The sequence below is a fragment of the Paenibacillus sp. BR1-192 genome (assembly GCF_029542445.1).
Taxonomy (GTDB): Bacteria; Bacillota; Bacilli; order Paenibacillales; family Paenibacillaceae; genus Paenibacillus_AQ; species Paenibacillus_AQ lautus_A.
This window is the reverse complement of sequence record NZ_CP120718.1, coordinates 6,073,519-6,091,396: the sequence shown is the minus strand read 5'-3', so window position 1 is coordinate 6,091,396 and position 17,878 is coordinate 6,073,519. Positions and strand designations below refer to the sequence as shown.

17 protein-coding genes are annotated in these 17,878 nt (G+C 54.0%); 10 read left to right on the top strand and 7 right to left on the bottom strand.

Going from position 1 to position 17,878, the window contains the following annotated elements:
- Window positions 1–41 precede the first annotated feature (41 nt).
- Complete coding sequence (locus P0X86_RS27900) at window positions 42–944, bottom strand: LysR family transcriptional regulator (protein ID WP_009593067.1); 903 nt, start codon at window positions 942–944, stop codon at window positions 42–44.
- A gap of 419 nt (window positions 945–1,363) precedes the next feature.
- Here P0X86_RS27900 and P0X86_RS27895 point away from each other — a divergent pair, with 419 nt between their 5' ends.
- A complete protein-coding gene (locus tag P0X86_RS27895) occupies window positions 1,364–1,822 on the top strand; it encodes a chemotaxis protein CheX (protein WP_009593072.1) in 459 nt (152 codons plus the stop codon).
- Window positions 1,823–1,916: 94 nt separating this feature from the next.
- Window positions 1,917–2,690 (top strand): SDR family NAD(P)-dependent oxidoreductase, encoded by a 774-nt coding sequence (locus tag P0X86_RS27890; RefSeq protein WP_302621997.1) that lies wholly within the window; start codon window positions 1,917–1,919, stop codon window positions 2,688–2,690.
- A gap of 13 nt (window positions 2,691–2,703) precedes the next feature.
- Here P0X86_RS27890 and P0X86_RS27885 read toward each other — a convergent pair whose 3' ends face one another.
- Window positions 2,704–3,537: a nucleotidyltransferase domain-containing protein gene (locus P0X86_RS27885; protein WP_192570604.1), complete on the bottom strand. Its 834-nt coding sequence runs from the start codon at window positions 3,535–3,537 to the stop codon at window positions 2,704–2,706.
- 44 nt (window positions 3,538–3,581) lie between these two features.
- On the bottom strand, window positions 3,582–4,523 hold the full coding sequence (locus P0X86_RS27880) for a helix-turn-helix transcriptional regulator (RefSeq protein WP_277747024.1): 942 nt from the start codon (window positions 4,521–4,523) through the stop codon (window positions 3,582–3,584).
- A gap of 147 nt (window positions 4,524–4,670) precedes the next feature.
- On the opposite strand from P0X86_RS27880, the gene P0X86_RS27875 reads away from it, so the two are divergent.
- Window positions 4,671–5,432: an alpha/beta fold hydrolase gene (locus P0X86_RS27875; RefSeq protein WP_192570606.1), complete on the top strand. Its 762-nt coding sequence runs from the start codon at window positions 4,671–4,673 to the stop codon at window positions 5,430–5,432.
- Here the strand turns inward: P0X86_RS27875 and P0X86_RS27870 are convergent.
- Window positions 5,419–6,699, bottom strand: coding sequence for an adenylosuccinate synthase (locus tag P0X86_RS27870; protein WP_277747023.1), 1,281 nt, complete (start codon window positions 6,697–6,699; stop codon window positions 5,419–5,421). The genes P0X86_RS27875 and P0X86_RS27870 overlap by 14 nt on opposite strands.
- Window positions 6,700–6,916: 217 nt before the next feature.
- Here P0X86_RS27870 and P0X86_RS27865 point away from each other — a divergent pair, with 217 nt between their 5' ends.
- The 4 genes from P0X86_RS27865 (at window position 6,917) to P0X86_RS27850 (ending at window position 11,502) form a co-directional block, all read left to right on the top strand.
- Entirely contained in the window at window positions 6,917–7,801 is an 885-nt protein-coding gene (locus P0X86_RS27865; protein WP_277749098.1) for a LysR family transcriptional regulator, read from the top strand.
- A 254-nt stretch (window positions 7,802–8,055) separates the two neighbouring features.
- Window positions 8,056–9,405, top strand: a complete 1,350-nt coding sequence (locus P0X86_RS27860; protein WP_277747022.1) for a DEAD/DEAH box helicase — start codon at window positions 8,056–8,058, stop codon at window positions 9,403–9,405.
- A gap of 127 nt (window positions 9,406–9,532) precedes the next feature.
- Window positions 9,533–10,285: an ABC transporter ATP-binding protein gene (locus P0X86_RS27855; protein ID WP_015737390.1), complete on the top strand. Its 753-nt coding sequence runs from the start codon at window positions 9,533–9,535 to the stop codon at window positions 10,283–10,285.
- Window positions 10,282–11,502 (top strand): ABC transporter permease, encoded by a 1,221-nt coding sequence (locus tag P0X86_RS27850; protein ID WP_277747021.1) that lies wholly within the window; start codon window positions 10,282–10,284, stop codon window positions 11,500–11,502. Before P0X86_RS27855 ends, P0X86_RS27850 begins: the two co-directional genes overlap by 4 nt.
- Window positions 11,503–11,641: 139 nt before the next feature.
- Here P0X86_RS27850 and P0X86_RS27845 read toward each other — a convergent pair whose 3' ends face one another.
- The 3 genes from P0X86_RS27845 to P0X86_RS27835 all read right to left on the bottom strand — a co-directional run bounded on the left by P0X86_RS27845 (window position 11,642) and on the right by P0X86_RS27835 (window position 13,971).
- A complete protein-coding gene (locus P0X86_RS27845; protein ID WP_009592125.1) occupies window positions 11,642–11,764 on the bottom strand; it encodes a hypothetical protein in 123 nt (40 codons plus the stop codon).
- Window positions 11,765–11,932: 168 nt separating this feature from the next.
- Window positions 11,933–13,231 carry an aminotransferase class I/II-fold pyridoxal phosphate-dependent enzyme gene (locus tag P0X86_RS27840; protein ID WP_009592117.1) on the bottom strand — a complete coding sequence of 433 codons (1,299 nt, stop codon included), beginning with the start codon at window positions 13,229–13,231 and terminating at the stop codon, window positions 11,933–11,935.
- A gap of 125 nt (window positions 13,232–13,356) precedes the next feature.
- Entirely contained in the window at window positions 13,357–13,971 is a 615-nt protein-coding gene (locus tag P0X86_RS27835; protein WP_096776619.1) for a pyridoxamine 5'-phosphate oxidase family protein, read from the bottom strand.
- Between the two features lie 127 nt (window positions 13,972–14,098).
- On the opposite strand from P0X86_RS27835, the gene pdxR reads away from it, so the two are divergent.
- From pdxR to P0X86_RS27820, 3 genes are all read left to right on the top strand, one after another.
- Window positions 14,099–15,565, top strand: a complete 1,467-nt coding sequence (pdxR, locus tag P0X86_RS27830) for a MocR-like pyridoxine biosynthesis transcription factor PdxR (RefSeq protein WP_277747020.1) — start codon at window positions 14,099–14,101, stop codon at window positions 15,563–15,565.
- A 59-nt stretch (window positions 15,566–15,624) separates the two neighbouring features.
- On the top strand, window positions 15,625–16,410 hold the full coding sequence (locus P0X86_RS27825; protein ID WP_009594561.1) for a helix-turn-helix domain-containing protein: 786 nt from the start codon (window positions 15,625–15,627) through the stop codon (window positions 16,408–16,410).
- A gap of 613 nt (window positions 16,411–17,023) precedes the next feature.
- The gene (locus P0X86_RS27820; protein WP_192570609.1) at window positions 17,024–17,878 is read left to right on the top strand and encodes an SDR family oxidoreductase; all 855 of its coding nucleotides are present in this window, start codon (window positions 17,024–17,026) and stop codon (window positions 17,876–17,878) included.

Genomic DNA, 17,878 nt, shown 5'->3' with positions numbered 1-17,878 from the left:
CATGTCGCTTGATTGGTTATGGTTCTATGGGGCGGTCGGCATTATTCACTGCTGATGAATTGGGTCTCGGGCATGCCCTTCAGATCGCTAAGGAATTGGCGCATGGCCGAGCTGACATAACGCCCGCTCTTATAGATTACGCCGACAGGGTGGCTGACTTCAAGCTCGCTTAGGGGAACGATCTGCAGGGTGCCGTTGCGCAGCTCCGTCGCGACGGATTGCTTCGATATGATCGCTGCGCCTAGATTGATCTCGACCATCCGCTTGATTTCTTCGCTGCTGGACAGTTCCATGACCACCTGAGGATCGACGCCGTGCTTCTTCATGACTTCATCGGCGAAGCGGCGGCCGACGGTGTCGCGCGTTAGCAGAATAAGGGGGGTTCCGGCCAGCACATCCATGTTGGCCGTGGAAAGCTTGGCCAGCGGATGCTGAGGTGATACGACCAGCTCAAAGGTATCGTAATACAGAACGGATGTGCTTAAGTTGGGATTGCGCTCGATCAGATAGCCGATCCCGATGTCGATGAGCCCGTTCTCCACGCTGTGGTAGATTTGGGAAGAGGCCATGGATTGAATGGTTGTTTTTATGTGAGGGAATTGATCCTGGAAGTAGGAAAGTACCCGCGGCAGGATCTGAATCGCAATGGAAGTGGTTGTGCCCAGCTGGATATGACCCTGGGGGGTTTGATCAAGGTCCGACAGCCGCTGCTTCAGCTCATCCACGATGCCGAGGATCTGCTCGGCATGGTCCACGAAGACCTGGCCCCGGTCCGTTAACGTCACGGGCTGGCTCCGGTCCACCAGCACCGTTTTAAATTCTTCCTCCAAGCTCTTGATCTGGGCGGATACCGCCGGTTGTGTCAGATTAAGAAGCTCTCCCGCTTTGCGAAAGCTCATCGTTTTGGAGATGGTAATAAGCGTTTCCAATTGGCTGATGTTCATAGCCTTCCTCCTTCTTGATATATTCTTCCGCTCATCTATCGCGTGCAACCTGTATGTTTTAAATTATAGGTTATTCTCCCCGGTGGAGCAACGAAGGGAGCAAACCGGATGGTTTTCGGCCGAAAAAGATGAAAAACATTTTTATTTTCATTTTAATTATTATTAAAAGATGGGGAAACCATCCGATAATAGTAAAGTAGACATAGAAAAAAGGTAAGACCTAAGGCCCGTTTAAGCGAAAGGAATATCTTCGTACTAAAGCGTTCCAAGCGATAGCTGACATCGTAAGACAGTGGTCGGAATGAGGGCTGTCGCTATTTTGTGATGATTTATTACAAGGTATCCATTATAATGTTTAAATATATAGGTGGGACTTTGGGACCCTGACCAACAACCCAGTGAAAGGGGCGTAATGAGGAATGAAAGCGGAAGTCATCAATCCTTTTTTAGAGTCCGCACGACACGTTATCGAACAAGTCATACAGGTTTCACCCTCCACGGGGAATCTTGGGGTCAAAGAGATCGGATATATGGAGAATCATATCTGGATCCAAATCGGCATGACAGGCCAAATGAACGGTGACATCGTATTTGGAATTCAGGAGCAGGTAGCGCTGCAGATGGTATCGGTGATGATGGGCGGCTATGTCATTACCGAAATGGATGAGATGGGGCAAAGCGCGATTTCAGAGCTCGGCAACATGATCAGCGGCAATGCCAGCACCATTTTGTCGAACCAGGGCGTCAGCGTGGATATCACACCTCCCAAGGTAATGAAGTCGGATAGCACCTCCAGTCTTATTCAGAAGAAGGCGCTTTGTATTCCGCTTCGAATGGAAGGAATCGGAGAGCTGGATATTCAAGTCATGATTTCATAAAATAGGAGTAATGAACCCAAGTCCGTGCGTAAAGCTGCTCCATGGATATTTTAGAATGGAGGGCTGCGCCGGTGAGGAAAGGGATAATGAAATCATGCTGAATCATAAAGTTGTAGTTGTTACGGGAGCATCCAGCGGAATCGGTGCCTTGATCGCGGAGAAGCTCTCCGCTCAGGGAGCTTACGTTGTTCTGTGCGCCCGTTCGGCCGATCGTCTGCAGGAGGTGGGTGCGCGTTTATCCGGTCCCCACGAGCTGGCAACCATGGATGTTCAGAACTCTGAGCAGGTGTCGTCCGTCATGGAGGCCGTATTTCAGCGGCACGGTAGAATCGATGTGCTGATTAACAACGCCGGATACGGCAAGTTTGAAAGTATTATGGACATGCCACAGGAAGAGTTTCAGGATATGATGGACGTCAACTATATGGGCATTGTACGCTGTACGCAAGCGGTGCTGCCGGGCATGCTGAAGCAAGGGGACGGTCAAATCGTCAACATCGCATCCATGGCGGGGAAGATCGGAACGGCCAAATCCACGGCTTATTCGGCTACCAAGCATGCCGTTCTAGGGTTCAGCAATTCACTCCGCCAGGAGCTGCGGAACACGGGCATAACCGTATCGACCGTAAACCCCGGGCCGATCGATACTCCGTTCTTTTCCTTGGCCGATCCGACCGGCGGGTATGTCAAGAATGTAAGCTGGTTCATGATGAAGGCGGATTATGTTGCGGATCAGGTAGTAAAGCTGGTTCATAAACGCAAGGAAGAACTGAATCTTCCGAGACTGGCCTCCTTTGGCATAAGGCTGTATCAGCTGTTTCCGCGGTTTGCAGACCGTGTGTCTTACAAATGGATGAATAAGAAATGAGGGCTATGCGCGCCTACAAAGCTTCCGTTTCGGCTATAAGGTCCTGAAGCAGCGCAGTGGCTTGTTTTGTTTTTTCTGTATCCGATGAGAGCAGCGTGATCACTTGGTCCAGGCGTTCCTTGTAATTCGCCGGTTTGCGGGAGAAGGTCTCGATCATGGCCACCGCACGCTTCTCATTGATACAGTACATTTCATTTTTGGCAAAGAGCACTTGGTTCAAGCACGAAATGGAGCGGAAGCAGTGACCTGTAACATAAGTGACGTCATCGCTGGAAGCCGTTTTATTCGCCAACATCAAAGAGAAGGATGCCTCGAAAGTGAAATAGCCGATCATTGCATCCTGCAGAGGCTTCGGATAGGGAGACGTTTTGGCTTTCAGAGTCTGTATGCGGTTATCCGAGTCCCATAATATGCGGCAGATCGCAATTTCCCCCATGTACATTACATTCAGATAGGCATGCGGATGTCCGGTTTGGTAATGCGCGGACACCTTTCCTGCCGAACAGTCGTCGATGATGCCGGACACGCGGTGCACATCCCGGAATAAGAAATCCACATGATACCCCTCGATCACTAACCATCCGCCCCCGTTAACCCAGGCTCCCCATTCGCCCAATGAAGTGATAATCCCGTCCCGATGCTCGTCATCTAATTTCTTCGCGATTTTGGCGATGTCCTCCACCTTGAAACCTTGGGCTTCATCATAGTAAATGCCGATATCGATATCGGAATCCGGTCTGGCGGTTCCTTTGGCCCTGGATCCCCCGAGAACGACTCCTGTAACGCCGGGTACCCCGCGAAGCTCTTCCGTTATCCGCTCAATTAAGCGATCCACTTGTGAAGTCATGCATATTCTCTCCTTCATTTCTCCCAACTGGGATTGAGTTGTCCTTATGTATACCTTAATCTCATGGATTCAATTTTCTCCCGGGTCCATTGAACCGCTTCGGCTGGCGAGGTGATGACTGCCTCCTCTCCGAGACGCCACACATAGTCCGAATAAAAGTTGACGTCGGTTGCCGGTATTTCAAGCCGAACGACGCCGCTGCCGTCCGTGTTCCGATGGATATGGGGACCGAGCCGTGTATCCGTCTCAAGCAGCCAGACCCCTTTGGAAGTTAATTCTACCTCAAAAAGCTTCATCTCGACATCCCCGATCTCGGGCATGTCCTGCAGCGTTTGGCTCGCGATATCTTCACGGATCGGTAAGGATTCATTGGGGCTGGCCGCCGTCATCCGGTCTACCCTGAATTGCCTGATGTCCTCTTGCGTAAAACAGTAGGCGGGACAATACCAGTACCCCGAGCTTGCATACAGCCCGATCGGCTGGATATGCCGCTGGCTGCTTCCGGCGGAAGAACGATAGGAGATCGTGACCGCTTGCCGGACCATGACGGCTTGCATTAACGTTTGTAAAATATCGGCCGACATCGGACGGAACGGGCTGTGAATCATGACGCGATCCTTAAGACGGTCGATCTGCTCCTTAATATCTGCCGGCAAGTAATGATAGAACTTATGGAGCGCCGTGGCGGCTCCCTCACCGAAGGGCAGCGTACTGAAGTAGCTCAGGGATTGGCAGGCAAAAAAGATGGCAATCGCTTCGCTTTCCGTGAAACTGATCGGTGGCAGCATCCGTTCCTGCAGCAATCTGTAGCCGCCGCCTCGTCCTTGCACAGAGTAAATGGGGACGCCGAGCCCGCTCAGCTCATCCAGATCTCTTGATATCGTTCGAACGGAGAGTCCGAATTCGTCGGCCAGCTCTCTTACGGTAAACGACTTTTTTGCATTGATCATCATCATTAATTGAATCAGGCGCTGCGATTTCTGCATTATGAACCCCCAGTCTCTTGATTATTTATTTTATCTTATTCTCTAAATAAGACAACATTTGTCTTATTTAACGGATATGATGTTCTCAAGCAGCAAGGGTTCCATTGAATCCTTGGAACAAAGGTACATTATGGAAGGGGAATATGCATGACTAAACAACAAAAAATGATGCAGGAAGAACTGGGGTTTGTTTTTTTACATGGAGCCGGAATGAACGGAGGCGTGTGGGATATCGTTGCGGAAGGACTGGGCTATCCGTGTTTGAAGGTTGATTACCCGTCGCGGGAAGAGGCTGCAGGGATGCCCGGGCATCATTTGACGCTGGAGGATTATGTAACCCATATGGCGGAGCAGGTGAGAAGATGGGATACGGACAAGTTCGTCCTTGTGGCGCATTCCCTGGGCGGGGTGTTGGCCATGGAGCTGGCTGCCAGGTTAGCCGAACGGGTAGCCGGATTCGTTGCCATCGGTGCCGCCATACCTAAGAGCGGCGGTTCGTTTATTTCGGCGCTTCCGTTTCCCCAGAGGATCATCATGCCGGTTTTATTAAAAATGGCCGGAACGAAGCCGCCTGAATCCGTGATCCGCAAGGGGCTGTGCAGCGATTTGCCGGAGGAGCAGGCCTCCCGCATCGCAGCAGAGTTCATCCCGGAATCCCGTAGGGTCTATACGGACCGCGTTCAAGCATCCGCACCCCAAGTGCCTAAGCTTTACGTGAAGCTCACCCAAGACAAGGAGTTCGGAGAATCCTTGCAAGAGCGTATGGCAGCCAATTTGTCGGCGGACAGGGTGGAGAGCCTCAGCACCGGTCATCTGCCGATGCTGAGCGATCCCCTTGGTGTCCGGCGCATTCTGGAAGGCTTCGTTGGCCAAGTGAAAACAAGCCATATATCAGCTATCTCATCATAATCTGATCCCGTCTCGGGCCGACGGAGATCGTCTTGACGGGTACGCCAATGGACGATTCAATAAACTGCACGTATTGCTGCGCCGCTTCCGGGAGCTCGTCGAAGGAACGGATATGCGACAGGTCGCATTTCCAGCCCTTCAGCGTTCGCAGGACAGGCTTTGCGGACCGCAGATCGGCCGTTACCGGAAAATGGTCAATGATGCTTCCATTCTCTAATTCATAGCCGACGCATACCGGAATGTCATCCAGATACCCCAGTACGTCAAGGTTGGTGAGAACGGCTTCGGTAGCTCCCTGAATCATGCAGCCGTAACGGGTGGCTACCGTATCAAACCATCCCATTCGTCTTGGCCGGCCGGTCGTAACTCCGTATTCGCCTGCATCGCCGCCAAGTCGTCTGAGTTCATCCGCTTCATCCCCATGCAGTTCGGTCACGAAGGGGCCTGCGCCGACGCAGCTTGAGTATGCTTTAACAACGGCAATGACTTGGCTGATAGCGTACGGCGGAAGTCCTGCTCCGACCGGTGCATAGCCTGCCAGCGTGGAGGAGGAGGTGGAAAACGGGTATATCCCGTGATCCGGGTCGCGCAGGGCTCCTAACTGGCCCTCCACAAGAATCGGATCGCCTTTCATATAAGCTTGCTGCAGCAGCGTGGTCGTATCCTGAATATACGGGGACAGGAACTGGAAGGGCTCCAATAGCTGCTTGACCATCTCATCAACGCTCAGCGGGTCCCTTCCGTAAAGATGCTGCAGCTGCACATTCTTGATGTCAAGCATCTGCTCGAGCCGTTCACGAAGTCCTTCGGGGTGTAACAGATCAGCGACCTGAATGCCCAGCTTGGCATATTTATCCGCGTAGAAGGGCGCGATTCCGCGTTTCGTGGAACCGAATCCCCGGGCGCCGAGCCGTTCTTCCTCGAGTTCATCCAGCAGCCGATGAATGGGAAGCACGACCTGGGCGCGCTCGGATATAAACAGCTTCGGAGCGGGAACGTTTCTGGCTTCCAGTTCCTGAAGCTCCCCGATCAAAACCTCCATATCCAAAGCCGTTCCCGGACCGATGATATTCGTTACGTTTGGATAGAATACACCCGATGGCAGCATATGCAGCGAAAATTTCCCGTAATCGTTGATAATGGTATGCCCCGCGTTACTCCCTCCCTGAAATCGAACGACATACGACGATTGCGCCGCAAGAACATCCGTCATTTTACCTTTGCCTTCATCTCCCCAATTGGCTCCTACAATGGCTGTGACTGTCAAAACGTGTTCGCCTCCTACGATCATTTTCTTGTACATGGCTCATTATATGAGCCGCTTGATTATAAATAAAATTGATATTAGTAATAGTGGACATTAGTTTGGCTTATGTTATACGATTCTTTAGAGAAGAATACGGGGAACGGTGCAATTCGAAGATGAACTCTCGAATTCCAATCCAAGGTTCCTGTTATCATTTGATAAAATCGAGGTCATCATGATGGAAATCAATATGGAATGGTATCGCGTCTTTTATTGGACTGCGCGGCTCGGCAGTTTATCGAGGGCAGCGGATCATCTGCATATCACCCAGCCAGCCGTCAGCCATACCGTTAAGCATTTGGAGGAAACGATCGGAGGTCCGCTGTTCTTTCGGACCACCAAGGGAGTGAAACTCACGTCCGAGGGCGATGTGCTGTTTCGCTATATCGAGCAAGCCTTCGGTTTGATCGAAATCGGCGAGAAGGCGATAGCGGACATGCATAATTTGCACAGCGGCGAAATCAATATCGGGGCAAGCGATACGCTATGCAAGTATTACCTGCTGCCGCATTTGGAGTATTTCCACGCCGCTTATCCGGATATTCGCATCCGCATCACCAACCGAACCACCCCGGAAACGCTGTCGCTTCTTAAGGAAGGGAAGATTGATTTCGGCATCGTTCATTTACCGGCTTCCGATAAACAAATCGACTTTCGCCCAAGCTCGCCGATCCATGATTGTTTAGTGGCCGGCAAATCGTATGCGGAGCGGGCCGGATTACCGCACCCGTTGTCCCTTCACGATATCGGGAACTACCCGCTGCTTATGCTGGAGACCGGCGGAAGCACGAGGAGGTACGTGGATCAATTCGCCGAACGCCAAGGCGTGAAGTTAAAACCGGAGTTCGAGCTTGGCAGCATCGAGCTGCTGGTACAGTTTGCCCGAAGCGGCTTCGGACTGGCTTTTGTCATTCGCGACTATGCCAACGACGAATTGCAAACAGGCCAGCTGATCGAGGTGCCGCTCGATCCGCCGATTCCCGAGCGCAGCATTGGATTTGCAACGCTTCGAGGCATTCCGCTATCTGCGGCGGCCAAGTCGTTTCTCGCTCTACTGCCCTAGGCATGACCATCAAGCATAGATGAAATAACCTGCATGAAACGCAGAGCATGGCCGTTTCCCATGATTGATTTGGTGGCAACTCCTGTTTTGGCATATAATGAGAAAGAGTGAACAAGACTCGTTCGAAAAAACGCCTGCTGTACTTTCAATAAAGCAAACAAACTGCACGTAACGGAAGTTTCTCCAGCGATATCAGGCAGCACGCGCTTTGGAACCATAGACTTCTGATATCTAAAAAAAGGATGGACTAACATATGACTGGAACTACTACATTTCATACATTAGGAATAGCGGAGGATTTGTCCTCCCGATTGGCGGAGTTCGGCATTGTCACGCCTTCTCCCGTTCAGGCTGAGGCGATTCCTCCCATACTCGAAGGCAAGGACGTGCTGGCGACTTCCCAGACGGGCACGGGAAAGACGCTTGCTTATTTGCTGCCCGTTCTTCAGGGCATCGATCCGGAGATCAAGGGAGCCCAGAAACTGATTCTCGCTCCAACGCAGGAGCTCGCCGTTCAGATTGTGAGAGAGAGCGAGCGCTACGGGGAAGCCCGCGGAATCGGCGTGCTCGGCCTGATCGGCGGTGCCGCGGCCAAGCGTCAGATTGAGAAGCTGCGGCTGCATCCGCAGCTGATCGTGGGAACGCCGGGACGCGTGCGGGAACTGATCGAAATCCGGAAGCTGAAAATGCACCAAGTGACCACGATCGTGGTGGACGAGGTGGACCAGGTGTTTAATCTGGGCGGCGCCGGCGATGTGGATCGCATCCTGCGCAGTGCCTTGCGCGACCGTCAATTGGTCTTCTTATCCGCAACGGTGAGTCCGGAGACGGCCGAGCTCGTGAAGAAGGAGATGGATCAGCCCGTTGAAATCGGGATCGATCCGGAGCGTCGGACGCCGTCCGCGCTGGAGCATTATTATTTCGTCTCGGAAGAGCGCGACAAGCTGGACATGCTGCGCCGCGTGGTTCGGCATTACAATCCCGACCGTGCGATCGTGTTCGTCAATGCCACCGAGGATTTGGCAGAGGTGGAGGCGAAGCTGAATTACCTTGGATTAAACGCAGCTGCCCTTTACGGGGACGCCGACAAGATGACCCGGAGCCGGGTTTTGAACGCGTTTAGAGAAGGGCGCACCAAGCTTCTGGTGGCTAGCGATGTCGCCGCCCGGGGGCTCGATATCGAAGGGCTCGGCATGGTGATCAATTACGATCCGCCGATTGATGCCGAGCATTACACGCACCGCGCAGGCCGCACGGGACGCATGGGGCGGAGCGGCATGGCGATTACGCTTGTCACGGACCGTCAAACGTTCATCATGCGCAAGTTCAATCGCGAGCTGGGCATATCGATCGAAGAACGCGCCCTGTATGGCGGCAAGGTAAGAACCCCGCGTTCCGCTCCGACCGATCGGGGTCAAGGTCCCCGCGGGTCGGCTGCGGGGGCTGCCCGAAAAGACAAGCCTGCCCGAAAGCCCGCGTCCATCAGCGTCAATGGCAAGTCCGGAAACGGCAAGGCATCGGGCGAGCGTCAAAGTGAACGGGAGCGCGACCGCAAGAACAAGGGCGCTCCGAAATGGTTGAAGAACAAGCCTCCACGGGGCTAAAGCTGCGGCCACCGCGAGCGTAGGGGCTTGCAGCAATGATGTTGTTTTTTGGGTCCGATTTATGCGGATTCGGTAAGGTCATCATCCGTGTGGATTGGACTCTTTTCAGAATAAGAGGTGATCGATAATGAGCGAACAGCCGGTATTGTCTGTTCAAGGATTAAGCGGCGGATATAGCATAAACCGACCGGTTCTGCATGACGTAACCTTTCAGGTGGAACCGGGGGAAATGGTAGGTTTGATCGGCCTGAACGGCGCGGGCAAGAGTACGACGATGAAGCATATCCTCGGTCTGATGAATCCGCAAAAGGGGATCATCCAGGTCCAGGGGAAGAGCCGCTCGGAGCATTCGGAAGCGTATCACAGCGCCTTGGCTTTCGTTCCCGAATCCCCGCTGCTGTATGAGGAGATGACGGTGCGCGAGCATTTGGAATTTACGGCTCGTTCCTACGGCGTGTCCCGCGAGGATTATGAGACGCGCTCGGCGCAGCTGTCGAAGATGTTCCGAATGGAAGAAAAGATGGACAGCCTGTCCACGCATTTGTCCAAGGGCATGCGCCAAAAAGTGATGATCATGTGCGCGTTCGTCGCGAGACCGTCGCTGTACATCATCGACGAGCCCTTCCTTGGGCTTGATCCGCTCGGGATCCGCTCGCTGCTTGACTTTATGCTGGAATTGAAAGCATCCGGCGCATCCGTATTGCTAAGCTCCCATATTCTCTCGACGATCGAGAATTATTGCGACCGGTTCATCGTGCTGCACCGCGGCAGCATCATTGCTCAGGGGACGCTGAAGGAAATACAGGATCAAGCGGGAAGACCGGGCATGTCCCTGGAAGAGCTGTTCAATGTGCTGATTCAGGACGGTAAGGGCGAATGAATCTGCGTGAGCTGTATGTCAAACGACGCGGGCAGTTCTGGGGTGAAATCCTTCCCTATCTGGGTTATGTCATACAGAGCGGCGTCGCCGTCGTATTCCTGTTCCTGCTGATTGCATTCGCGGCATGGTATACCGCACTTCTGCAGCAAGTTCCGCCAGATCTGCCGATACGCTGGATCATGCTGATTTTCCTTGCGCCCCTCATGATCAACAGCAGCATTCGCACGTATCTGCGCACGGCGGATACGGTGTTCCTCATTCCGCAGGAATCCCGAATGAAGGATTATTTCCGCAAAGCATGGTTTAGCGGAGTCATATATAAAATAATCGGCATGGGATTGGTCCTGCTCATTCTATGGCCTCTATACATACGCAGCGATGCTTCGCCAAAGACGCTGCTGGCTACGTTTGCCGTCCTGACCGTGTTCAAGCTGCTGTCCAGCTATGGCAGCTGGAAGGAGCAGCTTATGGTATCACGGAACGCGGCAGCGGCCTATCGGGCACTCCGCTGGATCGTTCCGGCACTGAGCCTGGCTGCCTGGCTATGGCATCCAACGGGCCGTGCCCTCCTGTTCATGGCGCTGCTCGGCCTCACGTATGTTGCCGCGTTATCCGTTCCCGTCAAACACTTGGTCGCCTGGGAGCGATTAATCGCCGTCGAGCAGCGGCAGGCAAGCCGGGTTATGATGGTGCTGAGCTGGTTCGTGAATGTGCCTCAGCGGGAGCAGCGCGTCCATGCGCGGATATGGCTGTCCGGATGGGGGAAAGGATTGGCGTGGAAGAAGGAGAGCGCCTATCGCTTTCTTCTTATCAAGAGCCTGACACGCAGCGATATTCTGGGCATTCTGATCCGTGTCGGACTGCTTGGAGCCTTTATCGTATGGGCCACCCGGGACAGCCTGGTATCGGCGCTTGTATATCTGATCAGCCTGATGATTGTCGGGCTCCAATTGTCTGCGCTGCGCAAGCTGCATCCGGAATCGTTCTGGCTGCACGTCTATCCGCTTCCGGAAGGAACTCGCCGCGACAATGAAGGCAAGCTGATCTTCCAGGTACAGCTGTTCTGGGCCGTACTGCTGTGGCTTCCGCTCGTTCCGGGCATCCTTAGCGCGCCAGGGCGGATACTCGGTACGATGGCTGCAGGCATCGCGATTGTGTTCCTGTTCCGAAGCGCCGCTGCCCGAAAGAGCCGGCGCGAAGACGATGACGACGAATAGAATAAAAAGGGAAGAGGCCGGGACGTTAGCGTCCCGGCCTTCTATCGGTAATTATCGTATGGGTTAGGGTTGGCTGCAGAAATCGCAGTGCGTCGTGTGGCGACCTGCGATTTCTAGTATAGCTGTTATCTGGTTGTCATTACACCCAGAAAGAACGAGTGATGATAACGAGCAGGATAAAGAGAACCAGGATTGCTCCGACTCCATATCCACCGCCGTATCCGCCGTATCCACCGTGTCTTACTTCTTCAACTGCACCCATGTTCATTCCCCTTTCGGTTCGTTGATTTATAGTACACGGTATTGTATGTAGCTATTGGTCTATGTGTATGGGCGAGCGTTTAGATATGGCAGAAGAAAAAATAAAGACCGGGGAGAATTCCCGGTCTTTATTTTACCTAAACGTTTATATATTCGGATGCATGGATCATCAAGCCTTCTGCAGATCCTGAATCCCTTTGTAGACCAGGTCGAACAGATCCTCCAAATACTCCTCGTCAATACAGGAGAAGGCGATCCGGAGATCATGCTCGCCAAGGGCGATGGTTCCTACGCCATACTCATGAATGAGATGGGAGCGGAGCTCCTCGGCGTTTACCGTGTTCAGCTTAAGGCACATGAAGTAGCCGGAGTTGAACGGATAGTACTCCCAAACATCGCCGTATTTGCCGCTGTCGAGGATGGACTTCACTTTGTTGGCTCGGCCCTTCATGATGACGAATTTCTCTTCCTTCTGCTCGTGGAATTCCGGCGATTTCAGCGCCTCCAGAACAAAGGTCTGCGAAGGGTGGGAGGCACTGGATATCGTTGCGCGGATAATGCCGAGCGTTTTCTGCTCCAGAGCGTCCAGCACGTCTTTGTCTTCAGCCGCATACGTAATGAAGCCGACCCGGAATCCCCATACGAATTCTTCCTTCGTAGCACCGTCGACTTTCACGGGAAGCACGCGAGGATGAAGGCCCGCCAGGCGTCCGAAGAGCGATTCCTTCAGCGAATCTTCAAAGAACAAGCCGAAATACGCATCATCCGTTACGACGACAACGTTCATGCCGGCCTCGGCAGCTTCCTGAATCGCGGACACGATGGCCGCACCTTCCTCCGCGCCGGGCGTGTAACCCGTCGGGTTGTTCGGGAAGTTCAGCAGAACGACGGCCTTGCCTTTATCCTTCTGGCTCAGCAGAGCCTGACGAAGTCCGTCGGCGTTAAATTTCATATCGTCCGTGAAGAGAGGATAGGTTACATGAATGCCATGGCGGCGAATGCCGAAGGTCAGCTCGTAATTTTCCCAGTTTTTGTCGGGATAAATGACGGCATCCCCTTCATCCACGAACAAATCGGCTACGATGCTAAGTCCATGCGTCAGCGCATTCGTGACGATCGGATTGCTGAAGCTCTTGCCTTCAAGCGAAGGATTCTCCTGAATCATCTTGTTCCGCCATACGGAGCGAAGCTCCGGCTTGCCGGCCGGAGGGGCATACGGGTACAGATCCTTCGGCTGGTATGCCGAAAGTTTGTCTTGGATGACGCCCAGATGCATCGGGATTCCGCCCTCGGTTGCAATGCCGATCGTAGCGTTATATTTTTTCGCATGGCTCGTCGCTTCCGCGGATTGGCTCAGGATGCCTTCCTTCGGGAAGTAGATTTCCCTGCCGAGTGTGGAGAGCATGTCGTACACATGCGGATTGCCAGCTTGCATTTTTCCATTCAATTGACCAACCAATGGGTTCATGAACTGATTCCTTCCTTCCGAATACTTTTGGTTAAGGTAAGAGCAGGTGACAAGTTGCCTTTACGTTTTCATTGCCTAACATTATACCACCTACCCCAGGAACCGTCACGGATAAATGTAATGCTTTAACGCGGTCCAGGGTGATACTTGCAAATCAGTCCTGCCGTCTCCTCGTCCCGATTCTTGCCGCGGCATTCCAGGCCTTCGACGACGGCTTGGAGCCGATCGGGCTTCAGGTTCTGGCCGAACTTGAACTTGGCGCTCATTCGCTGCGGAGTCAGCCGGATGACGGCTACCCCTTTCAGCCTGGAGGTGTAAGCCCGGTCATTCGCGTCGATGGCGCGGTATCCGCCTTCAGGCTGCAGCTTTTGCATCAGCGCCTCCATCGCAAGCGCCTTTTCCTCCAGATCGTCCACGATCACGGCCTCGCCGATAGCGGTTACGCTTTTGAAATAGGCCGTGGCCGGGCATGCCATCTCGGGGTCGGAGAAATAGGAAGGGATGAGGGCATACTCATCCGCAATGGTGAAGCATACGGCGGGCGTCCGGCGGAGATGGTCCATTTTCTCCCCCATCCGGCTGCCGTGAAAATAGAACGCTCCGTTGACATAGGCAAAATTCAAAGGCGTTACACGCGGGATTCCCTCTTCATCGGCTGTTCCAAGGAAACCAAAACTCATCCCGCGAAGGAAGTCCTCGATCTCTTGGGGATCCTCCATCGCAAATTCGTCTCTTCTCATGGTTACATGCTCCCCCTATCATTTTGAATAACAGCATACGATGTTCATTGACAAGGAAAAAGCGCCAATTTAGAGTAATTTGTATAGTCCAATTTGATCGTAATCCCAAAATAGAGGAGACATCGCCATGGAGCTTGGATTGCCGTTCGAGACCTATGTGGAACAATATCGATATAAATATTTGGCTCTGTACCACGCGATTCGCGCCGCGATTCATAGCGGCAAGCTGCCGGAAGGCACGAGGCTTCCCGCAACCCGCGAGCTGGCCAGGCTCTACGGGGTGTCCAGGGGATCGGCCGCGCAGTGTTATGACATGCTCATGGCCGAGGGCTACGTCGTATCCCGGCAGGGCAGCGGAACATACGTGGCCGAGGGAATCGCTGCCACGGCAGGCCAGCCACCATTGGCCGAGCGGGCGCCGGCGCTCTCCGCTTGGGGGCAGCGACTGATGAGCCAAAGCGGGGAATATGTCTCGGCACAGCTGCTGCTGAAGGAGCCTCCCCCGGGTACGACCTCTTTCGCGAATGCGAGGATGCCCATGGAGGATTTCCCTTATTCGGAGTGGCGGAGCGCGTTATCCTATGCAGGCGGAAGCGGGGGAGCCGAGCTGCAGAACGGAGCGCCGCCGGAAGGGGATATCGAACTGCGCCGGGCGATAGCCGGACACCTTCGGTTCACGCGGGGCATACAGGCGGATCCCGAGCATATCGTGGTTTTCAGCGGTTCCATGCAGGGGCTTGTCCTGATATTCCAACTGCTGGTTGATCCCGGCGATCACGTGGTGATGGAGGATCCGGGTTATCAGGGAATCCACCGGGGCATAAGCTTGAGCGGAGGAATTCCGCTGCCGTCCCCTGTCGACGATGCCGGATTGATTCCGTGCGAATGGGATGCCGGCCTGCTTGTCGTAAGCCCCAGCCGTCAATACCCGACGGGCGCGGTGCTGCCGCTGGAGCGAAGAAGGGCGCTGCTGAATTGGGCGCGAAGCCGTCAGGCCTTTATTATCGAGGATGATTACGACAGCGAATTCCGCTGGGGCGGCAAGCCGATCGAACCTCTGAAAATGCTGGACGACGAGGGACGCGTCATCTTTGTCGGCTCATTCTCCAAAACGATGTTCACCGGCCTCCGCATCGGTTATGCCGTGCTTCCCCCGAGCCTGGTTGAGGCGGTCGTTCAGGCCAAGGCCCTGTACGAGCCGATCTCGCCAGCCGTATTGGAGCAGCGCGCCTTGGCCCGCTTTATTGTAAGGGGAGGTTACGGGAGGCATCTCAGAAGAATGACCCGGCTGTACGGCGCGCGGTATGAGGCGCTTCGCCATGGGATGGAAACCCATGCCTCGGGCTTGTTTCGCCTTCACCCCGGCGATGCCGGCCTTCACGTTTACGCGAACTGGCTGCGCTCCGCGGAAGAGTATGCCCTGTTCCAGGAGGCTGCCCGCAAGCGCGGCGTCATGTTTCGGGATGCGGCGGCCTATCATCGTACGCCCGGGCCGCCTGCCGCCTGCTTCGGCTTCTCGCATCTCGGCATATCCAGCATCGAAGAAGGGGTTGCCCGGATGGCGCTGGCATGGCGGGACATGCAAAAAACATAAAAAACGGGTATGATGGGAAAGAGGTCAATTTTTGAATGAGATGAGGGGGTTATGACGAGATGCTGAATGCATCGCCGTCTTCGTTTATAATCATGCCTGCGCTTGCCAAAATCGTTTGCGAGCCGGGCTGGAAATGGCAAAAACGCGAAAGGCCCATGCAGAACTACGATTTGTTCTATGTATGGAGCGGCGAAGGCACGGTCGAGCTAAATGACGAGCCCTTTACCGTGGGAAAGGGAAGCTGCTTCCTGTTCCGACCCGGAGATCATACGAGCGCGACGCACAATCCGCAGAAGCCGCTCGTATTGACATATATCCATTTTGACGTGACCGACCCGGTCGAAGAGATTCCGGCATCTTATCGCAAGCTGACGGAAACGATGGATTTCGAATATTTGCTTGCACGCTATGTGCGTTTGTATCTGGACAAGCCCTATGGTTCACTGGAAGAGGGCCAGCTCATTCTGAAGCAGCTGATGATTCATCTGCTGCGCTCGGATCTGGATGCGCCGGTGGTCAAAAAAGCAAGCAATCAGCTGTCCGAGGCGATCCATGAAATCGCGAATTACGTCCGCCAGCACCCGGGGGTTCCCCATCGGGTCGAGGATTTGGCGGCCAGAGCGGGGTTGTCTCCCCGCTACTTCTCGATCAAGTTCAAGGAGCTGATCGGCACGCCGGTGCAATCCTATATCATTCAGATGCGGATCGAGCGGGCGCAGCATCTGCTGCTGCATCAAGGGATGAACGTAACGGAAGTGGCCGACGCGCTGGGTTATCGGGATATTTTCTTCTTCAGCCGACAATTTAAGCAGTATACGGGCAAGAGCCCATCCGAAATTCGGTGATTCCCCGCCCTTCCATAACTTACCTGCTTGGTGGAAGGGGACTATGGGTTTCATAGCAAGCGATTTAGGGTAAAAACGACGTACAGTTTCATTTTAAGATATCAGAAAGTATAAATTCGAAGCAAGAGCCTTCCTGATATCGCAAGAAAAACTTCCGTTAAATGCGGTCTGTCTTCTATGCAAGTACGTCGATAGACGTTTTTCTTATGAAGGGGGAGAGGGGAATGAGCCCAAGAAGACGGGTGCGTGGACGTTTCTTCAGTCGTGGCGGCTGCGGTATTTTCAGAAATCGCTTGCGCCGCATGAAGACAACGAATCCGGATCATCAGGACGTTTGGTTTTAAAGGACCTTGGCCTACATACGGGTGACGTTGAATCCCGTTATCATATACGCATTTCGCTGGAAACACGCAAAAGGGAGCTGACAAGCTCCCTTTTTTATTGGGATTAATTTTATAGGTCAGGACTCGGACTGCATTGCAAACATTTGATATATTGGGAATATACATAAAGCGCTTAAGAGCAAAGCTCGAAACAGATTAGGCATTATGGATATAGGAAGGGTGACGGGTGTGAAGGAGAAAGTGGCATCGACGGAGCCGGCGGTGATCCGGTGGTAACGGCGGGAGCAGGGAAGGTTGCGCTGGTCACGGGCGCGTCGAGCGGGTTCGGACTGCTGATCAGTCTGGAGCTGGCAAAAGCAGGTTATGACGTGGCCGCGGGTCTTCGCAGACCTGAGGCGGCAGCAGAGCTGTTGGCTCAGGCTGAACAAGCAGATGTTACCGGGCGTATTCACATCTTCCGATTGGATATATGTGCCGAGGAGCAGGTCAAGGCTGCTGCTTCGGCGCTGGAGCAGAAGTTCGGCCGCTTGGACGTGCTGGTGAACAACGCCGGCGAGGCGGTGGGCGGCATGGTGGAGGAAGTGCCGCTGGGGGGCTGGCGAAAGCAGATGGAGACGAATTTCTTCGGGACCGTATCGGTGACGCAGCATATGCTCCCGCTGCTGCGCAAGACCGGACGGTCCAAAATCGTTCTCATGAGCAGCATTAGCGGCAGGGTCGGCTTTCCGGGTTATGGTCCCTATGCGGCGTCCAAATTTGCGTTGGAGGGGTTCGGCGAGAGCCTGTCCATGGAGTTGATGCCCTTTGGCATCGATGTCGTGCTGGTCCAGCCCGGTGCCTACGGCACGCCGATCTGGAATAAGAGTTTTGGGGAGCTGGCGGTCAAGGAAGGATCACCCTACAGCGGTCTGCTGAAGGGCGTGCTGGACTATTCCGAGCGGACGGCCAGGGAAAGCGGAGATCCGCAGGAGGTAGCCCGTCTTGTGGCAAGCATATCGTCCATGACCAAACCGAGGTTCCGCTATACGCTGCCCCGAGGCACGCGGCTGACCGCGCGGATCAAGGGACTGCTGCCGGATCGGCTGTTTCAGCGGATCATTTACCGGCTGCTGAACAGGCGGTAA

Coding starts and splice junctions, on each gene's coding strand:
- P0X86_RS27835 (WP_096776619.1), bottom strand. CDS start 13,971: ATGAGAAGAGACGAATTTGCGATGGAGGATCCCCAAGAGATCGAGGAC.
- P0X86_RS27890 (WP_302621997.1), top strand. CDS start 1,917: ATGCTGAATCATAAAGTTGTAGTTGTTACGGGAGCATCCAGCGGAATC.
- P0X86_RS27860 (WP_277747022.1), top strand. CDS start 8,056: ATGACTGGAACTACTACATTTCATACATTAGGAATAGCGGAGGATTTG.
- P0X86_RS27885 (WP_192570604.1), bottom strand. CDS start 3,537: ATGACTTCACAAGTGGATCGCTTAATTGAGCGGATAACGGAAGAGCTT.
- P0X86_RS27875 (WP_192570606.1), top strand. CDS start 4,671: ATGACTAAACAACAAAAAATGATGCAGGAAGAACTGGGGTTTGTTTTT.
- P0X86_RS27900 (WP_009593067.1), bottom strand. CDS start 944: ATGAACATCAGCCAATTGGAAACGCTTATTACCATCTCCAAAACGATG.
- P0X86_RS27825 (WP_009594561.1), top strand. CDS start 15,625: ATGCTGAATGCATCGCCGTCTTCGTTTATAATCATGCCTGCGCTTGCC.
- P0X86_RS27845 (WP_009592125.1), bottom strand. CDS start 11,764: ATGGGTGCAGTTGAAGAAGTAAGACACGGTGGATACGGCGGATACGGC.
- P0X86_RS27850 (WP_277747021.1), top strand. CDS start 10,282: ATGAATCTGCGTGAGCTGTATGTCAAACGACGCGGGCAGTTCTGGGGT.
- P0X86_RS27880 (WP_277747024.1), bottom strand. CDS start 4,523: ATGCAGAAATCGCAGCGCCTGATTCAATTAATGATGATGATCAATGCA.
- P0X86_RS27895 (WP_009593072.1), top strand. CDS start 1,364: ATGAAAGCGGAAGTCATCAATCCTTTTTTAGAGTCCGCACGACACGTT.
- P0X86_RS27840 (WP_009592117.1), bottom strand. CDS start 13,231: ATGAACCCATTGGTTGGTCAATTGAATGGAAAAATGCAAGCTGGCAAT.
- P0X86_RS27855 (WP_015737390.1), top strand. CDS start 9,533: ATGAGCGAACAGCCGGTATTGTCTGTTCAAGGATTAAGCGGCGGATAT.
- pdxR (WP_277747020.1), top strand. CDS start 14,099: ATGGAGCTTGGATTGCCGTTCGAGACCTATGTGGAACAATATCGATAT.
- P0X86_RS27865 (WP_277749098.1), top strand. CDS start 6,917: ATGGAAATCAATATGGAATGGTATCGCGTCTTTTATTGGACTGCGCGG.